This window comes from Shewanella sp. VK101, assembly GCF_056497865.1.
This window is the reverse complement of record NZ_CM151402.1, coordinates 1823780-1840306: the sequence shown is the minus strand read 5'-3', so window position 1 is coordinate 1840306 and position 16527 is coordinate 1823780. Positions and strand designations below refer to the sequence as shown.

Here is a 16527-nt window from a genome sequence, read left to right as displayed (position 1 = left end):
TTCTACGGCCGAGTGCTTACCACTCAGCCGTCTGTCTTATTTGGGCTTAAAAACTCCACTGATATTGATCGGCCAGCAGCTTGAGGCTCATGACCAGCGACATGACCACCACCAGCGGCTTGATGATCTTGCTGCCCTTGGTGATCACCAGACGAGAGCCCAGAGTCGCCCCGGCGGCCTGCCCTGCCAGCATCACCAATCCCAGCAGCCACACCACCTTGCCGCCAAGGGCAAAAAAGATGAGCGAAGCAATATTGGTGGAAAAATTCAGTACCTTGGCATGAGCCGTCGCCTTGGCCAGGCCAAACCCCGCCAAAGACACAAACGCCAGGGCAAAGAAGCTGCCGGTGCCCGGGCCGAAAAAGCCGTCATACAAACCCACCCCGAGTGCGGCGGTAAAGGCAAATACCCCTGGGGTCAGAACCCTGGCACGGTCATCTTCAGTAATTTTCTTGGAAAACAGGAAGTAACAACCAATAGCCAAAATAAGAAACGGCAACACCAACTCCAGCACACTGGCATCTATCAGCTGAACCAGAACCGTACCGACTGAGGCGCCGACAAAGGCGCAGCCAATTGCCAGTTTCATCTCACCCAAATTCACCATTCCCTTACGTACAAAGTAGAGGCTGGCGAAGAAACTGCCACCACAGGCCTGTAGCTTGTTGGTGCCGAGTGCAGCCGCCGGAGGCAGTCCGGCCCACATAAGCGCCGGAATAGTCAACAGACCACCGCCACCGGCGATAGAGTCAATAAAGCCCGCCACCAGGGCGACAAAAAACAGAACCGTAGCCAATTGCAGAGTGAGTTCAAATGCCATTTTTATGTTATCGAATACAGAGTTGAAGGATCGCTATTAGACGCAGTTTGCCCGCAAAAGGCAAAGGAGTTATTCTCGCCTATGTGTGAGATTTTCTCACACAAAAAAACAGCGGAGAAAATATGTTTCAGGAATTACCGCCTCTCAATGCCCTGCGTTCATTCGAGGCGGCAGCAAGGCTACAAAGCATCACCCTCGCGGCGCAGGAGTTGTATGTGACCCACGGTGCCATCAGCAAACAGGTGCGCCTACTCGAGAACTTCCTGGGATTCAGTCTGTTTGTGCGTCAACACAGGCAACTGGCGCTCACAGATGAGGGGCGACAATACCTGCCGCAGGTGCAGGCGGCACTGCAGACCCTGGCCAATGCCACCGCCGAGCTGAAACGTCAAAGTCTCAAGGCGCAGACCCTGGCCATCAATGTATTACCCAGCCTGACCATCAACTGGTTGATCCCGAGAATGGAGGAATTTAAGTCACGCTTTCCGCAATTGTATGTGGATCTCACCATAGGCGACTTCGCCGTCGACTTTGCCAGTGGCCGCTACGACATCGCCATTCGCTCCGCCACCAGTGAGCCTCAGGGGATGAATGTGATCAAACTGATGGATGAAGAGCTGTGCCTGGTGTGCTCGCCGCTGCTGGCCCCTAAATTGAAACGGCCCGAGGACATCAACCAGGTGACGCTGCTGAAGCACACCACCCGTCCTGAACTTTGGCCTTACTGGGCCAGGCAACTGGGGATAGCACTGACCACAGAGCAGAAGTTTGGCGTCGAGCATTTCTATATGCTGAGTCAGGCCGCCGCCAGCGGCATGGGGGCGGCGCTGATCCCGCGTTTCTTTATCGAAGATCAACTCAAGGCCGGCACTCTGGTGATCCCCTTTGAAGCGCCCTTTGTCAGCCCCTACAGCTATTATCTGTTAACCCCCAAGTCCAGCAGCCTGCCGCGTAAATCGGCGCTGTTTATCGATTGGCTGCTGTCTGAGTTTGCGCCCTACCGCTTGAAGCCAAACAGCGGCAAGTAGTCGGCATTGTCCGCCAGACTGACCTCAAAGCGCAGCACTTTGTGGCACATGGCAAACAAAGACTCTCCCAACCAACGGGGATCGAAGGGATCGAAGGCATCGAGAGCCCTGAGCATACCCGCAGGGCCAGCATCGCCCTTGAGCTCAATAGGGGTCAACACATCAATAAAACTGGCCACCAAACCATAGAGATCCCGTTCGGCATCCCCTTCAAGGGCCCAGAGATCCGGGTCGGCATATTGAGCAGCATAGTGTCTGGCCGCTATGTCCTGACCCAGGCCAAAGTTCAAAAGCACGGCGCTGTCGCCATTGCAAACAATATTCTTCGGGCAGATGGCACGATGGAAGATATCCAATCTGTGGAGATACTGCAGCGCCGTCAGCAACTGCCGAAACCAGTCTATCACCTGTTGCGGCGATTGGATCTCGGCGCAATCCAAAGCAACTCCCCGCTCCCAGGCCCTGGCAATGAAGACCCTGTCGCTGCCGCCAAGCTCGCCAAAGGCCAATACCCGCTCCACATTGGGGTGATAAATGCGGCTCAGGCTGCGGTATTGATGATTCAGACCTGGCCAGTCCTGCTGCAAAAAGCGATAGACAGACAGCCCGACATCGAACTGTCCCTGAAGGTGAGTGGCGCGCCAGAGTTCACTGTGAGCTGCCTGATAGATAACTTCTTCGAGGCGGAAGTGATGGTCGATAACGCTGCCCTCGGCTATCTCTGTATCGCTATCCAGGCTGTCACAGACTCCGGTTTCGATAAGTGCGCTGAGGTCGGCTCTAAGCTCATCAAGATCCGCGCCCCGCCCTGCCGCAACTCGCTGGAACCAGAGATAGATACGTGGCTGATGAGTGGCCAGCGCCAGGGGCAAGAATCGCTCGGCATAGCGCCTGAGATCCTCGTCGATACTGATGTCATCACGGATATCGATAAACTCGACTTCGCCATCATCACCGATAAACAGGCAGTGCTCATCCCAGCCGCCGACACAGATATTACGCCGATGAATTTGCGACAGACTGGTGGCCCCACGGCGCAGTATCTCCAGCAGTTGATAGATGCTGAGCCGATCGATTTCCAGCAGATGAATAGGCACACCTCTTGGCATGCGAATAGGCAACACCAACTGCTCGCCATCCTGAATAAGGGGCGCAGAGTAAGGCACGCCGCTGCAACCGGACAGTTTCTGTAACCGTTGAAACTCCCCCCGCAGCCGCTCTTCATGCTGTCTTGCTTCAGAAAGCTGCTCGAAATGAGTAGGGATCAGAATTTTCAGCAGCCAGGGCGCGGTCCAGCCGCCGGGATTGTACTCGGCCTGCCAGACTTCGAGGCCACTTTGCAGGAACAGGCATTTGAGCTTGATAAAATCCTGTATTTTATTGTTGCGCTGTTCCACCAGAGCCACCTGCCCCAGAGTGTCCAACACCGCCTCTTTCTGACGCTGATTGATCTGGTGCTTATGGGGAGCCGTCAGGCCCCACTCTTTGGTAAGCGCAGCGATGATCTGCCTTGGGGTATAGATGCTCAGGGCACCGTCCTGCTTCTCCAGCTCTATGGCTTCGCCCTTGTGACCTGTTACAAATACCATGCCTTGGCACCAGGGAGCATAGACACCGACCGGGATCTTATTCTTCAGCTTACCGGCCAAAACTCTGGCAACATAATTGGCCTTGGACAGGCTGTTGTCCACCTCGCGACCATCCAGCGACCAAGCGTGCAGACCGGCATTGAGTCGGCCGATATAGCCTTTGACATCGATGACATACACGCCCCACTCGCCGACCACCAGAGCATCCACCTCCATCGCTTGCCCGGACTGAGTCGGGATCTCAATATTGGTCAGCAGCAGATAATCTTTGGGTAACTCATCACCCAGCAGTTCAAAGGCCCAGCGCTCGGCGTCGTTGACCGGGGTTCCAAAACTGATGTGTTTGGCCATATCACTCTCCCTGAGATTGGCAATCCGTGAGTGCAGAATAAAAAGCCACCCAAATTTGGGTGGCTCAGGAAAAATTCACTTATCTTCAGTGGTGGCAGTGCTCATCACACTCGTGGTCATCATCGGCAAACTCGTCATCGCCGTCCTGATGCTGCATCACGCCCCAACCATCTGTCATGCCGTCAAACTCGGCAGCAAAGCTGTTCAGCTCAGTTTCGCGCGCCACCAAAGCCTGATACTCGGGCACCATATTGATGCAGACAATCAGCTCCCACTTTTCAATCTCTTCGTTGAACTGCAGCTCAACTTCGCCTGCCTGCTCGGATTGACTCAGGTCTTCCAATGCCGATTCAGCGTCGCGCTGATCATCAAACACCAGGAAAAAGTCCACATCCAAAGGCTTGCTCAAGTCGATACCCGACTCTTGCATTGCCTGCAGCATCTTGCCGTTGTCATCATCTGGAAATTGCATTCTGTTCCCCTTCCCCTTGCGCCTATTGCGCCGCCACTATTTTAACCGTTTCGCCGTTGAAGCTGACCAGATCGCCCGGCAGCAGTTTCTTGCGCTTGCGGGTTTCAACCTCGTTATTGACCAGCACCAGCCCTTCGGCAATCACATGCTTGGCCTCGGCGCCGGCACTGGTCATGCCTTCTGCCTTCAGCACCTTATAAAGCTCAATATACTCATCGCCGCTATTGAGGGTGAATTCGCTCATTTTCTGTGTCACTGTGACCTTGCCTTGCTGGAATTGACTCGATTTGGGGCGGATTATAGCAGCAAGCATCCGCTTGGGGGAGAGAAGTCAACGACGCTCATCGCTGAGCAGGCCATAGGCCCTGTCATCCACCCAAAGATCGCCGATACGGAAGTTGTGCCGCAATATTCCCTCAAGCTCGAAGCCACATTTCTCCATGACCTTGGCCGAAGCCAGATTGTCATTGGCGCAGTGACCGATGAACTTGTGAATATTGAAGCTCAAACAGCCCCAATCTATTACCCCGCGCAGCGACTCTGTGGCATAGCCCTTCCCCTGCATATCCGGATGCAACAGGTAACCTACCTCGGCCTGCGCCAGCTCAGGATCGACACAGTAAAAGCCGGTCAAGCCGACAAAGCAGTCGCTGCCCAGTTCTTCAATTACCAGCGTCAGCCAATCCCCGGACTCGTAACGCCAAGGCTGGCTTCGCTGCTCAAACTTGGCTTTAATCTGCTCCTGCGGCTCCGGCTCACGTACAAAGCGGCCCACCTCAGGATCGCAATGCAGTGCCAGAAACGCCGGCCAATCTTGCGCCGTCAGAGTCCTGAGCCTGAGTCTATCGGTATAGATTTCTATCACTTGCTTAACCCGGGCTTAATCGCGACTGGTGACTTCAAGCAGGTGAAAACCAAAAGCGGTTTTGACCGGCCCCTGAACTTCATTAAGCGGCGCGCTGAACACCACTTCATCAAACTCACGCACCATCATACCCGGGCCGAAAGAGCCCAGCTCACCGCCTTGGGCTCCTGAAGGGCAGGCGGAATGTTTACGGGCCAACTCGGCAAAATCGGCGCCATCGATAATCTGTTGCTTCAAGCTGGCACATTCCTCTTCGGTCTTTACCAGTAGATGTCTTGCTGTTGCCTGCACCATAATTTGCTCCTCAGTAATCTTGGCCAAGTGGCCTTTTTCGGTGGTTCACCGAACAAGGCCAGCCAGTATAATATCATTCTGTGTCAGAAGTTAACTGACACAACAATAATGGCAAGCCTTGAATTGAAAATGAAAAACGCCGTCTGATGGCGGCGTTTTGAGTTTGCTTATCAAAGACTCGACTTAAGTCTGGTCTCAGGCTGATGCTTTCTGCTTCAGCTGTTTTTCTATCCAGAGATCTATCTTGGCTTCCATCACCGCCATGGGTAAGGAACCCGTGGTGAGAATTTGATCGTGGAAGGCCTTGAGATCGAAGTCGTTCCCCAGGGCTTTCTCGGCCCGGGCTCTAAGCTCCAGGATCTTCAGCTGACCGACTTTATAAGACAGTGCCTGACCAGGAATTGCCATATAGCGCTCCACCTCGGCGATAATGTCGCTTTCTGCCAGCGGAGAGTTGTCTTTCATATACTGAATCGCCTGTTCGCGGCTCCAGCCCTTGGCATGCAGGCCGGTATCCACCACCAGACGCATCGCCCGCAGCATTTCATCCGAGAGCTTGCCGAAATACTGGTATGGGTCTTCAAACAGCCCCATCTCTATTCCAAGATATTCGGCATAGAGGGCCCAGCCCTCTTCAAAGGCAGTGTAACCGCTGAAACGCTGGAACTCAGGCACGCCCTGCAGCTCTTGCTTGATGGCTATTTGGAAGTGGTGACCCGGCGCCGCTTCATGCAATGACAAAGTGGTCATGCCCCACTTGGGCTGAGCTTTCAGGTTATAGGTGTTGATGTAAAACACCCCTGGACGACTGCCATCGACGGCCGGTGCTTCATAAGAGGCTCCGGCGGCCGATTTTTCACGGAAGCTTTCAACCGGCTTAACTACATAGTCGGCCTTGGGCATCACATTGAAGTAGCCGGGCAGTACGGCATTGATCTTGTCCTTGAGCACCATATAGCCGTCAATTAAGCCCTGCTTGTCACTGAAGAAGTACTCTGGCTCGGATGACAGTGAAGCAAAGAAGGCCTTGAGATCACCTTCAAAACCCACTTGCTGGCGCACCTTGTCCATTTCATCGAGGATCCGCGCCACTTCCTTGAGGCCGATTTGATGAATATCATCCACCGCCATAGTGGTTGTGGTATGGGCATTGGCCAGATGTTGATACCAGACTTTACCGTTAGGCAGCGCCCACCAACCGTCAGTGGCCCGCGAGGCCGGCAGATAGGTTTGCTCAAAATATTGCTTGAGTGAGGCGATAGCCGGCAGCAACTCTTGGCTGATCATCTGTTGATATTCCTGCTCAATCAAGGCACGCTCGGCGGCATTGAAGCTCTCGGGCATCTTGGTCACCGGGGCGTAGAAGATACTGTCTTGAGGCTTATCCACCAACTGCGCCTGCAACTGAGGGATAAGCCGCTCGACCAATACCCGTGGCAGCACAACCTTGCTGGCAATGCCCTCATCCATACGCTGTTTCGCCAGCTCAGTCCATTTGACAAAACCTTTCACCCTCTGCTGCCAGTTGGCGTAATCCTGCGGGGTATTGAAAGGCTGGGCACTCTCACCGCTGCCAAGCTGCACCATGGTAATCACTGTGCTGTAGAACTGGCTTATTGGCATAAAACGGCTGGGGAAGGTTTCATCCACCAGCGCCATGTCCCTGTCATAGACAAACATGTCGTAACTGAGTTGCAACTGTTCGGGCAAGGCTTGTCTATCTATGGTCTTGGCCTGGGCGGCGTAGCGGCTATTGAGTTCATGGCGCTGTTTGAGGTAAGCCTCGGAGAGGTCACCACCGAAGGTATCGTTATAATCATTGACCCCAACAAAGGTAGCATAGATGGGCTCAAGCTTGAGGTAGTCCTTGAAGAACTGATCCACCATGGCGAGATAAGCCTGCTCTGCCGTTTGTGCCATTGCCGCAGCGGGCTGTTGCTCCGCCTGTGGCTGAGTCACTAAAGTGCTCTCCTCTTTGGAGCAAGCGCTCAACGCCAAAATAATAGAGCACAGCAAAAACCCTTTTTTCATTGTCGTTATTCTCCTGTCACAACTCAGTAGATGGATTGGTTAACTATACTTGTAGCAGTCACTAGCTCGGAGCCAACCCATGATTTATTCCTTCAGTAACTCGGGTTTCAGGGATCCGGAAACCGGGGTCTATAACCGGACCTATTTTATGGAAGTCTTTCACCGTGAATGGTATCGCCATCTGCGAGATCACCAGAGTCTGGCGCTATTGTATCTTTGCCCTCACATACATGAAACAGTTAACCAACCTCACCTGCTGGAATTCTTTGCCAAACAGGTGCAGGAAGCCTTGCTGCGCAATACCGATCTACTGGGGCGCATGAACCACCATCTGTTCGCCCTTGGTCTGTTCAACGTCGATAAAATGGGGACAGAGAAAGTGATTGAGCGGATTAATGAGAAGCTCGAGGCCTTCAGCGAAGAATACAGCAAGTTTCATCATCTTCGGCTGGATTATCGCCTGGCAGCCTGTATCTGCTTACCCAACAAAGAATTGAAACCCGAAACCCTGTTTATTGACGTCGAAACTTTGAGCCATCAGTTGGAAGAGCAGGACAGCGCCCGTTCAAGGGTCAAGGAAGTTCATTGACACTCAGACAATAAAAAAGCCCCTTGCGGGGCTTTTCACTGACATCACATTAGAGCGAAACGTTGTGGATCCGCGCTTTCTCTTTTATGTATGACAGGTAGCTGGTGGCGCTACGTGCAGTCTTGGAATCCTTGGAGGCCAATTCGGCACGGCGGTAAGCCGACTTATAGTCTTTCAGGTTCAAGTAGGCCAGTGCCAGCTCAAACTGAGCTTCGCCTGGGTTTTGCAGTCCGGCATCCAGTGCTTGCTTGAATACCGGAATCGCTTCCTTGAACTGCTGATCCAAGGCCAGCAGACGGCCTTGTTTCAGGTACAGCTTGCCATCGTTACCGGCAGCAGCTGCTTGACCATAATAGGCCGCGGCCTTCTTCAGCTCCTTGGCGTTGTGGAAGAAACCGGCCAACATAGACAGGTTTTTCTCATTCTTTTCGATAAGCCCTTGTTTCATATGCTTCTCGAAAATCACAGCGCCGCGATAAGCCGAACCTTTGGACGCCAACAGTTGCGACAAACGAGTGATGTTATCAGCGGTTTCCAGGAAACCGTTCTGATAGGCCAGATCGTAAGTCACTGTTGCCTTGTCGAAGTCCTCGGTCAGCAGATAGAGCTGAGCCAACTGAACCCAAAGACGCTTATCGTCCTGAAACAGGGGTACCATAGTTTCCAGAACACCAACCGCTTTCTTGTACTGCTTGAGGTTGAAGTAAGCCTGGAACTTAAGCTGGTAAAGGTTCTTGTCAGGCTTTTCCGCCAGTGACAAACCTTTGTCCGCTGTTTTCAGCACGTTTGGATAGTCTTTCAATTCTGTATAGGCAATACCGATACGACGGTAGACCACAGGATCTTGCTTACAGGAGAAGTCCATCCACTTGTTATAGTAAGTGATAGCTTCTTTAAACTTCTTCTCCTGCAGCAGCAGATCCGCATACAACTTCAGCGTTGCACTGTGGTCGGTTCCGCCGAGGATATCGGCTTCTACTGCCTGCTTCAGGTACTTAATGGAGGTGCCCATCTGACCTTTTTCAGCGTAGAAGTTACCCAACATACGGGCGATATAGGCCTTGTCGAAGTCGTTACGGGCATTGGCTTCCAGCAATACGGCGATTGCTTCGTCCAGATTACCGTCCTGATAGGCTTCAAAGGATCTCTGCACCTTTTTGGCAGCAGTTTGACCCACAGCCTTGGCCTGACGCTGGTCGATAGGACACTTCTCAGCGGCCTGGGCGATTGGAGCCATCAGCACTGCACTGCCTGTCAAAGTCAACAGCATGGCTGCAGCAAGCTTATTCACTTTTTGCATCTTATCTGTCTCCTTGGTTCAGGGTGAAGTCCAGCTGAACTGTCATACCGGGTTGCTTCATCGGCTTACCGTCAACAATCTTCGGCTTGTACTTCCACTTCTTCAGTGCACGAACCGCTTCACGATCAAAGATCCTTCTCGGTTCAGCCTGGATAACTTCAACATCATCAACACCACCGAGTTCGTTGATGGTAAAGCGAAGTTGTACCCAACCTTCTTTACCGTCACGCGCCGCAGCAATGGGATACTGAGGTTCAATCCGCACGATAGGTGTTGCATCACCGTCACGGGTCATCATGTTGCCCAGCTTAAAGCCTGTGCTTGGACCGCCTGCTTCTACTCCACCCATATTGAATGACATATTGGTATCAATATCAGAAGAGCTATCCGGTGGCGTTTCCGCTGGCTTCGGTGGCTGCTCTGGTGGTGGGGGGGGCTTAGGTGTCACCCTTGGTTTCTTCTGTGCCTTCGAATCCTGCTTGTCCATTGTGATCTCGATAACTGGCGTTTCGGCTGAGGTGTCGCCGCGTTGTGCGCCACCTCCGACCAGGAATGCCATAAACCAGAACAGACCAAAAGTCACAGCAGCACCAATAATGATAGATACTAGTGCTCTTAACATATCAGTCGTTCCCCGCAGATACCGAGACCTTATCAATACCAGCTGCCTTCACCTGATCCAGTACCTTAACAACCAAGCCGTGTTGGGCTTCTTTGTCTGCCTGGATCAGAACGGCGGCTTCTGGCGCCTCTGCCAACATACGTTCTACGTTAGCAGTTACTCGTTCAATATCAACCTGACGGTTTTCCATCATAATCACGCCGGTTTTACTGACGCCGATAAAGATGTTCGCCGAAGGTTTTGAAGTCGCTGTGGATGCCTTGGGTTTGTTGTAGTCCAAACCGGATGGCTTCACAAACGAGGTGGTCACAATGAAGAAGATCAGCATAATGAACACGATGTCGAGCATCGGGGTCATATCGATCTGTGCTTCCTCTTCTACACTGGAATGCTTCTTACGTGCCATGTTCAATCTCTCTCTAGTGGTGTGGCAGGCTGTCTTTCAGCTTTTCCAAGCTGATTTTCATCTTGGCGTCCAAACGAGTGCTAAAGAACACCCCGGACAATGCCGCGACCATACCAGCCATAGTTGGCATAGTGGCCATAGAAATACCAGCTGCCATCAGACGAGCATTACTCGTCCCCTGAACTGCCATAACATCGAACACTGAAATCATACCTGTCACTGTACCCAGCAGACCTATCATAGGGCAGATGGCTACCAGTGTTTTGATGATCAGCATACGTGCATTCATATCTTGCTTCGCTTGGGATACCCAAGCTTCACGGATACGGTGTGCATACCAGGAAGTGGTTTCCTCCCTGGCATTCCATGCGGTAATGATCTCTTTATGATTCTTTGGTGATACCCAGTTCAGATACCAGAATCTTTCAAGCATCAATACCCACATGAGAAACAGCACCGCCGCAACAAGCCAGAGGACGTCGCCTCCGGAGGCCATGAAGCCCCTGACGGAATCCCAAATGTCCATCAGGTATAGCATCATTAGTCAGCCCTCTTCTCTGCGTGTTCAGCAATAATACCGGCACTTTGCTCTTCAAGGATTTGAACAATAGACTTACTGCGAGCCACAACGATGGCATGACACAACATCAGTGGCAGAGCCGCAATCAGACCCTGTACTGTAGTTACCAGTGCCATAGAGATACCACCGGCCATCAGTTTTGGATCGCCAGTACCGAACAGCTGGATGCTCTGGAAGGTTGCAATCATACCGGTTACGGTACCCAGCAGACCCATCATAGGAGCAATAGCCGCCAATACTTTGATGATGGAGATACGTGTTTCAAGCGCTGGTGTTTCTTTCAGGATGGCTTCATCCAGTTTCAACTCCAGAGTCTCAACGTCAACATCTTTGTTCTCTTGGTACACTTTCAGTACACGGCCCAAGGCGTTGTTACCTGGGTTGGCAACATTCTTGGCCTGAGACTTAACACGGGCACCGATAACAGTCAGAGTAACCAGACGCTCCAGAGAGATCAGCAGACCCAGAGCCAGTAAGGCGATGATGATGTAACCAATGGTACCACCGGCCTCGATACGGTCTTGGAAGCTGGCCTTCTGAGTGAAGATGTTCAGCAGAGTACCGCGGGCAGGGTCAACATACAGCTTGGCTGTACCTGAAGTGGTTTTTTCGAAGTCGGCGATAGGCTTAACCTGATAACCTTCAGGCTGCTGTGACAGCTCCTGGATCAGACCCAGCTCATGGTTCAGAACCACGTACTTGTTGTCAGCCAACAGGTTAAAGGCACCGATACGGTAGATGGTGGTGTTTTTCACGTTACCATCAATGTCGGTTACAGAACCTTCGAACTTAACCACTTTGCCGGACTCGGCCATTTCGAACAGTTGCTCTTCCCAGAAGCGCTCCAGTTCTTCAATCTTAGGCAGTTGCTTACGGGCACCCAGGTCCTGAACGAACTTGTCACGTCCTGGATACTGAGCACTGACGTTGGAGTTGATCAGCTTGCCGGCGAAATCGCCTGCTTCACCTTTAACCACACCAAACATTTCACCCAGGTCACCCTGAGCGGTTTTCAGATCTTCTTCGAGCTGAGCTATCTTACGCTCGTTATCGAGGAAGGCCTGGTTCAGGTCTTTACCACGCTGAGTTTCAGCAGCCAGCGCATCTTTTTCACGCTTCAGCAGCGCAGCCTTGTCGCCACGCTCGGCTTGGAACTCTTTCTCACGCTTGGCGTTGATTTTACCTTGAGCGGCACGCTCAACTTTAACTTGCTGCAGCAGTTGGTCAATCGTCTTAGGCGCCTCGGCGGCACTGGCCATACCGGCAGACAGTGAAAAACTGGCAGCAACGACGGCGGTAGTGATTAGCTTTTTCATTATTGTGCAGCCTCCGCAGCTGGAATTGGTAGTGCGAACAGATCCAGAGCCCCTTGTTTACGGGCGATACGAATACCCTTGGTGATGTCACGCAGGTAGCTGTCATCCAGCTTATCCCAGCCCTTGGTTTCAGGGTTGTACATCCAGGCAGTCTTCTGGTCCAGGCTCTGAGCGTACAGAGCTACGCGGCCCAAGCGGAAGAAATCAACCAGCACTTCTTTACCATCAAGATTCAGCTTACCGGTTTCAACGTCAACAAAGCTGCCGTATTCACGCTCGATGCTGTAAGCATCCAGGATCAGACGGAACTTTTCAGCCAGAGTCACTTCGGCAGTGTTAAGCAGGTCTTTGAGGTTTTTAACGCGCTGTGCACGGTCTTCAGATTTGAATGGCAGATCCAGAGCCACGAATTGCTCCAGTGCATCAACCATTTTAAACATCAAAGGAACAACACCCTGACGCAGTTTGTCTACACCATTGATATCGTCCTGAATGGATTTCATTGTGGCTTCCTGATCAGCGACCAGTCCAGCCAGATAATCATTGTAGGCTTTGAGAGATTCACGCTCGTCAGCAACGGCGGAATATTCGAAAAGCATATCTTGAGCCTGGTCAAAATACTTATCGATCTTCTTCTGTGACGCAACGGCGTCTGACTGCAGACGACCCGCGGCTTGTTGCGCGTCGGTAAGAGGATCTGCAACGACTAAGTTGCTGCTGGCGAGTGCCAGCGCGCCAACAAGCGCAGAAGCGATTTTTGTTCTATTGCTTACCTTGGACATAGTTCCCAACCAATTTGAAGTGATTAAAAAGGTTTAACTTTTCAGCAACAGTGCCCCGAATATCCCTATTTCAACGGCAGGTGGTGCTATCAAGTATGTCTTTCTCTTGTGATTGTTAGTTTTTTATCTTCCCTTTCCTATGCCCCTGAAGGCATAGACCCGCTGGCATCATTTCACAAAATGTTGACCTGTGTCAACATTTGAAATGAGACGAAAACGCTGGAAACTAAGGCTAACTGTGTGATTAATCATCAATGGCTTTTTTTTACATTTAGTGATCAATTGTCAGCCATCTTCTTGAACGGTGAATAACGGTAAAAACAGCACTAGCTAATATTTAACCTTATGATTTATATATAATTAAAAAGCATAAGTCGGTGCGTTATGTTTTATCAATCTTGAAAGAATTCAATTCCGTCGAGCGATGGCAATACACTTTTTCCAAGTGATTACTGTCCTTGGGAAAGCGGTTTAACCACAAAGCCGTCTCCCCTGCTCTCTTGCCATGAAATCAATTGGCAGCCCGGGTCGACTTCAGTTGTTACGCAATAGTGTTTTGTCAATTTGCGACTATGTCTTACTTATATAGAGAGTTTAAAAAGTAAAAACCCCGGAAGGTATCCCGGGGTTTCATTCAATGAAGCTGACTTAATTCATCCAAAGATGAAATCTGCCATTAGAACTTCATGCTGGCACGAACGAAGAAGTAGCGGCCCAACATATCATAGGTATAAGGGTCGGTATTCGAGTCGTTGTTACCTGTGTAGTATGGAGGCTCTTTGTCGAACAGGTTGTTGACACCACCGGATACGCGGATGCGGTCGGTGATATCGTAAGAACCCGACAGGTCATGGTAAACCACGCTGTCAACTGAAGGCGCGTAGCAGCTGCCATCGTCGTTCTTACAAGCAAATGAATCCATACCGTCTATATAGCGGGCTTCATAAGTGACAGTCCAGTCATCACCGGCTGCAGTGATATTCAGGTTGCTCTTAAATTTGGCATAAGCACCCACACCACCTGTGATGTAACCACGATAGTCAACCGCATTACCATCCGGGTCAAACTCTTCATACTCGCTCAGGATAGAGCTGTCCCAGCCGGCTTTCCAGTCCAGACCGAAGGCATTGAATACGTAGGCAACGTTGATATCGTAACCAGAGGTATTGGTAGCACCTATGTTCTGCAGACCGTTGTCGAACTTGATACGACCACTATTGTCGATTTCGATGTTGGAAGACTGACACAGCGCAGTGCCTGTGTTGATCTTGTTGCCACCGGCATCCAGACACTGGTTGGCAACATAGTTGTTGTCAACTGAAGTAATAGTGTTGGAGATCTCGATGTCATAGTAATCGACGGTCAGAGACAGACCTTCTACAAAGCTTGGTGAATACACCAGACCCAGAGTAGTGATATCAGCTTCTTCAGGGGTCAGCATTTCGTTACCACCAACAGTCACTTCAGCCTGGTCCTGATCGGTGGCAGGGTGAACTATCTGTTCGAACGATGGTGACTTACCACCGTACAGTTCATATACAGTTGGTGCACGGAAGGCTGTAGACATACCACCGCGGATCATCAGGTCATCATATACACGCCAAGTCAGACCCAGTTTCCAGGTAGTATCATCACCGAAAGTGCTGTAGTCGAAGTAACGCATAGCGGCACTCAGATCCACTTGTTGTGCCAAAGGCAGCTCGCTCAGCAGTGGGATTGCCAATTCGGCGTAGAATTCGTTAACGCTGAAATCACCGGCAGTTGGCTCAACACGAGGATCGTTTGCCAGCCCCTGAGAAGTCAGGGAATCCGGAGTATAATGAGCCGCTTCTTTACGGTGCTCATAACCCGCTGCAAAGCCCATCATACCGGCAGGCATTTCAAACAGATCGCCGGACAGAGTTGCTGCAATCACATCCAACTCACTGCCACCGCTGTTCACTTCAGTATAGATGTATGGCTTGATGCTCTCACCTTCCCATGAAGATTGCAGGAAAGGATCGAAAGTGCCTTCGAGTACCGCAGCGTTGATAGAACCTAAGTTGTGCAGGTTAGCCAGAGTATCGGTTGAGTCGTTCTTACCTTTGTTATAAGAAGCATCCCAGGTCCAGCCGTTTTCAAACTCACCTTCCAGGCCAACAACGATACGTATGGTGTCTACTACCTGGTCAAAGTCACGGGTACCGGACTCAACCATACGACGACCATAAGCCAGTTCTTCACCTGGCTGAACCCAAGGCAGCAGGTCATCAGTCATCCAGCCGCCGGCTGATTTTGGATTGTAAACCCAGGCATCACCGTTCCAGATTGGCTGAGGCGCCATCTGCTGATTGGACCAACGCTTGGAGTACATGGCTTCGGTGAAGAAGCGAATAGATTCGGTCAGTTCATAAGTACCGGCCATGGACAGGTTCAAACGCTCCATTGGCGTCGACAGATAGCTGTCCTTGGCGTAGTTGTATCTGTCAGCATCACCGAACTCGTGGTAGGTACCACCCAGGCCACTCAGATCGGCCTCAGACATGCCATCAAAGTACTGGAACTTTGGCTTGCCTTCACCGTTATCAACATATTCACCATAGTAGCCCTTGTCACCTATGGCATAAGCACCATCTGGACCTGAGCCAACAATACCAAAGTTGTTGTCACCCCAGACATGGCCGCCTTGAGAGTAGCTACTACCGCCACAGTACAGGCTACGGTCCCCTTTTGGACCTGTCTCAGCAATTGGACAGTTGGAGAAATCGCGATCTGCCTGGCTGGCATCACCGCGCTTGGTGTACTGAGCATTTACTACGATATTACCTTTCTCGAAGGTGTTACCCAGAGTCATGTCGATGCTGGACTCGTCGGCATCGCCTTCTCCGGAAATACCGGTCTGAACGTTGATTTCAAAACCGTCGAAATCTCTTTTCAGAATGATGTTAACCACACCGGCAATCGCATCAGTACCATAAATGGCAGAAGCACCATCTTTAAGTACTTCGACACGCTGGATCATGGAAACTGGGATAGTGTTAAGGTCAACAGAAGAAGCTGCACCGGTACCGGATGCAATCATACGACGACCATTCACCAGAACCAGAGTACGGTTGTCACCCAAACCACGCAGGTTGATACGAGAGTTACCGCCTGAACCGTTGTTGATACCGGCGTTGGTCATGGCGCCACCGGCAGAGGTCATTTTCTGCAGAACGTCATCAATGTTAACGGCACCTGACGCTATGATAGATGAAGCATCGATCACGCTAACAGGGCTTGCTGTTTCCATATCGGTGCGCTTGATGCGAGAGCCTGTAACCTGAATACGCTCTACATTGTCAGCACCTTCTTCGGCCGCCAAAACGGTTGGAGCGCTAAAAGCAGTCGCTGCAACACCACCAACCAATGCCAGACGCACTGCGTTGGTTAACGAATTATTCTTATACATACTTATCTCCCTTTCGACATCTTGTGTCTTGGTAACGGATCCGAATGCTTTG

16 protein-coding genes are annotated in these 16527 nt (G+C 51.4%); 2 read left to right on the top strand and 14 right to left on the bottom strand.

Features of this window, described 5'->3' with window-relative positions; all coding sequences use genetic code 11:
- Positions 1–46: 46 nt before the first annotated feature.
- The gene (locus tag ACSHSR_RS08310) at positions 47–820 is read right to left on the bottom strand and encodes a TSUP family transporter (RefSeq protein WP_129978908.1); all 774 of its coding nucleotides are present in this window, start codon (positions 818–820) and stop codon (positions 47–49) included.
- A gap of 122 nt (positions 821–942) precedes the next feature.
- Between ACSHSR_RS08310 and gcvA the strand changes: the two genes are divergently transcribed.
- Complete coding sequence (gene gcvA / locus ACSHSR_RS08305; protein WP_479631405.1) at positions 943–1848, top strand: transcriptional regulator GcvA; 906 nt, start codon at positions 943–945, stop codon at positions 1846–1848.
- Here gcvA and ACSHSR_RS08300 read toward each other — a convergent pair.
- From ACSHSR_RS08300 to ACSHSR_RS08275, 6 genes are all read right to left on the bottom strand, one after another.
- Positions 1818–3788, bottom strand: a complete 1971-nt coding sequence (locus tag ACSHSR_RS08300) for a nuclease-related domain-containing protein (RefSeq protein WP_479631404.1) — start codon at positions 3786–3788, stop codon at positions 1818–1820. The two genes, gcvA and ACSHSR_RS08300, sit on opposite strands and share 31 nt — an antisense overlap.
- A gap of 85 nt (positions 3789–3873) precedes the next feature.
- Positions 3874–4260 (bottom strand): ribonuclease E inhibitor RraB, encoded by a 387-nt coding sequence (locus ACSHSR_RS08295; RefSeq protein WP_025011246.1) that lies wholly within the window; start codon positions 4258–4260, stop codon positions 3874–3876.
- Between the two features lie 22 nt (positions 4261–4282).
- Positions 4283–4504, bottom strand: coding sequence for an RNA-binding S4 domain-containing protein (locus ACSHSR_RS08290; protein WP_037475159.1), 222 nt, complete (start codon positions 4502–4504; stop codon positions 4283–4285).
- An 87-nt stretch (positions 4505–4591) separates the two neighbouring features.
- Positions 4592–5125 (bottom strand): GNAT family N-acetyltransferase, encoded by a 534-nt coding sequence (locus tag ACSHSR_RS08285; protein WP_025887157.1) that lies wholly within the window; start codon positions 5123–5125, stop codon positions 4592–4594.
- 15 nt (positions 5126–5140) lie between these two features.
- Complete coding sequence (locus tag ACSHSR_RS08280) at positions 5141–5437, bottom strand: peptidylprolyl isomerase (RefSeq protein ID WP_470424760.1); 297 nt, start codon at positions 5435–5437, stop codon at positions 5141–5143.
- Between the two features lie 177 nt (positions 5438–5614).
- Positions 5615–7450: a DUF885 domain-containing protein gene (locus ACSHSR_RS08275; RefSeq protein WP_107110616.1), complete on the bottom strand. Its 1836-nt coding sequence runs from the start codon at positions 7448–7450 to the stop codon at positions 5615–5617.
- A 79-nt stretch (positions 7451–7529) separates the two neighbouring features.
- Here ACSHSR_RS08275 and ACSHSR_RS08270 point away from each other — a divergent pair, with 79 nt between their 5' ends.
- Positions 7530–8039, top strand: a complete 510-nt coding sequence (locus ACSHSR_RS08270; protein WP_479631403.1) for a diguanylate cyclase domain-containing protein — start codon at positions 7530–7532, stop codon at positions 8037–8039.
- A 49-nt stretch (positions 8040–8088) separates the two neighbouring features.
- Here the strand turns inward: ACSHSR_RS08270 and ACSHSR_RS08265 are convergent, their stop codons facing one another.
- The 7 genes from ACSHSR_RS08265 to ACSHSR_RS08235 all read right to left on the bottom strand — a co-directional run bounded on the left by ACSHSR_RS08265 (position 8089) and on the right by ACSHSR_RS08235 (position 16475).
- The gene (locus ACSHSR_RS08265; protein ID WP_025011240.1) at positions 8089–9339 is read right to left on the bottom strand and encodes a tetratricopeptide repeat protein; all 1251 of its coding nucleotides are present in this window, start codon (positions 9337–9339) and stop codon (positions 8089–8091) included.
- 1 nt (position 9340) lies between these two features.
- On the bottom strand, positions 9341–9961 hold the full coding sequence (locus tag ACSHSR_RS08260; protein ID WP_025887156.1) for an energy transducer TonB: 621 nt from the start codon (positions 9959–9961) through the stop codon (positions 9341–9343).
- Position 9962: 1 nt separating this feature from the next.
- Positions 9963–10367, bottom strand: coding sequence for an ExbD/TolR family protein (locus tag ACSHSR_RS08255; RefSeq protein WP_025011238.1), 405 nt, complete (start codon positions 10365–10367; stop codon positions 9963–9965).
- Positions 10368–10380: 13 nt separating this feature from the next.
- Complete coding sequence (locus tag ACSHSR_RS08250) at positions 10381–10908, bottom strand: MotA/TolQ/ExbB proton channel family protein (protein ID WP_082014355.1); 528 nt, start codon at positions 10906–10908, stop codon at positions 10381–10383.
- Positions 10908–12263, bottom strand: a complete 1356-nt coding sequence (locus ACSHSR_RS08245; protein ID WP_071237515.1) for a MotA/TolQ/ExbB proton channel family protein — start codon at positions 12261–12263, stop codon at positions 10908–10910. Before ACSHSR_RS08245 ends, ACSHSR_RS08250 begins: the two co-directional genes overlap by 1 nt.
- Complete coding sequence (locus ACSHSR_RS08240) at positions 12263–13045, bottom strand: DUF3450 domain-containing protein (protein ID WP_025011235.1); 783 nt, start codon at positions 13043–13045, stop codon at positions 12263–12265. The genes ACSHSR_RS08245 and ACSHSR_RS08240 overlap by 1 nt, the downstream gene beginning before the upstream one ends.
- A gap of 676 nt (positions 13046–13721) precedes the next feature.
- Positions 13722–16475 carry a TonB-dependent receptor gene (locus tag ACSHSR_RS08235; RefSeq protein ID WP_107352925.1) on the bottom strand — a complete coding sequence of 918 codons (2754 nt, stop codon included), beginning with the start codon at positions 16473–16475 and terminating at the stop codon, positions 13722–13724.
- Positions 16476–16527 lie beyond the last annotated feature (52 nt).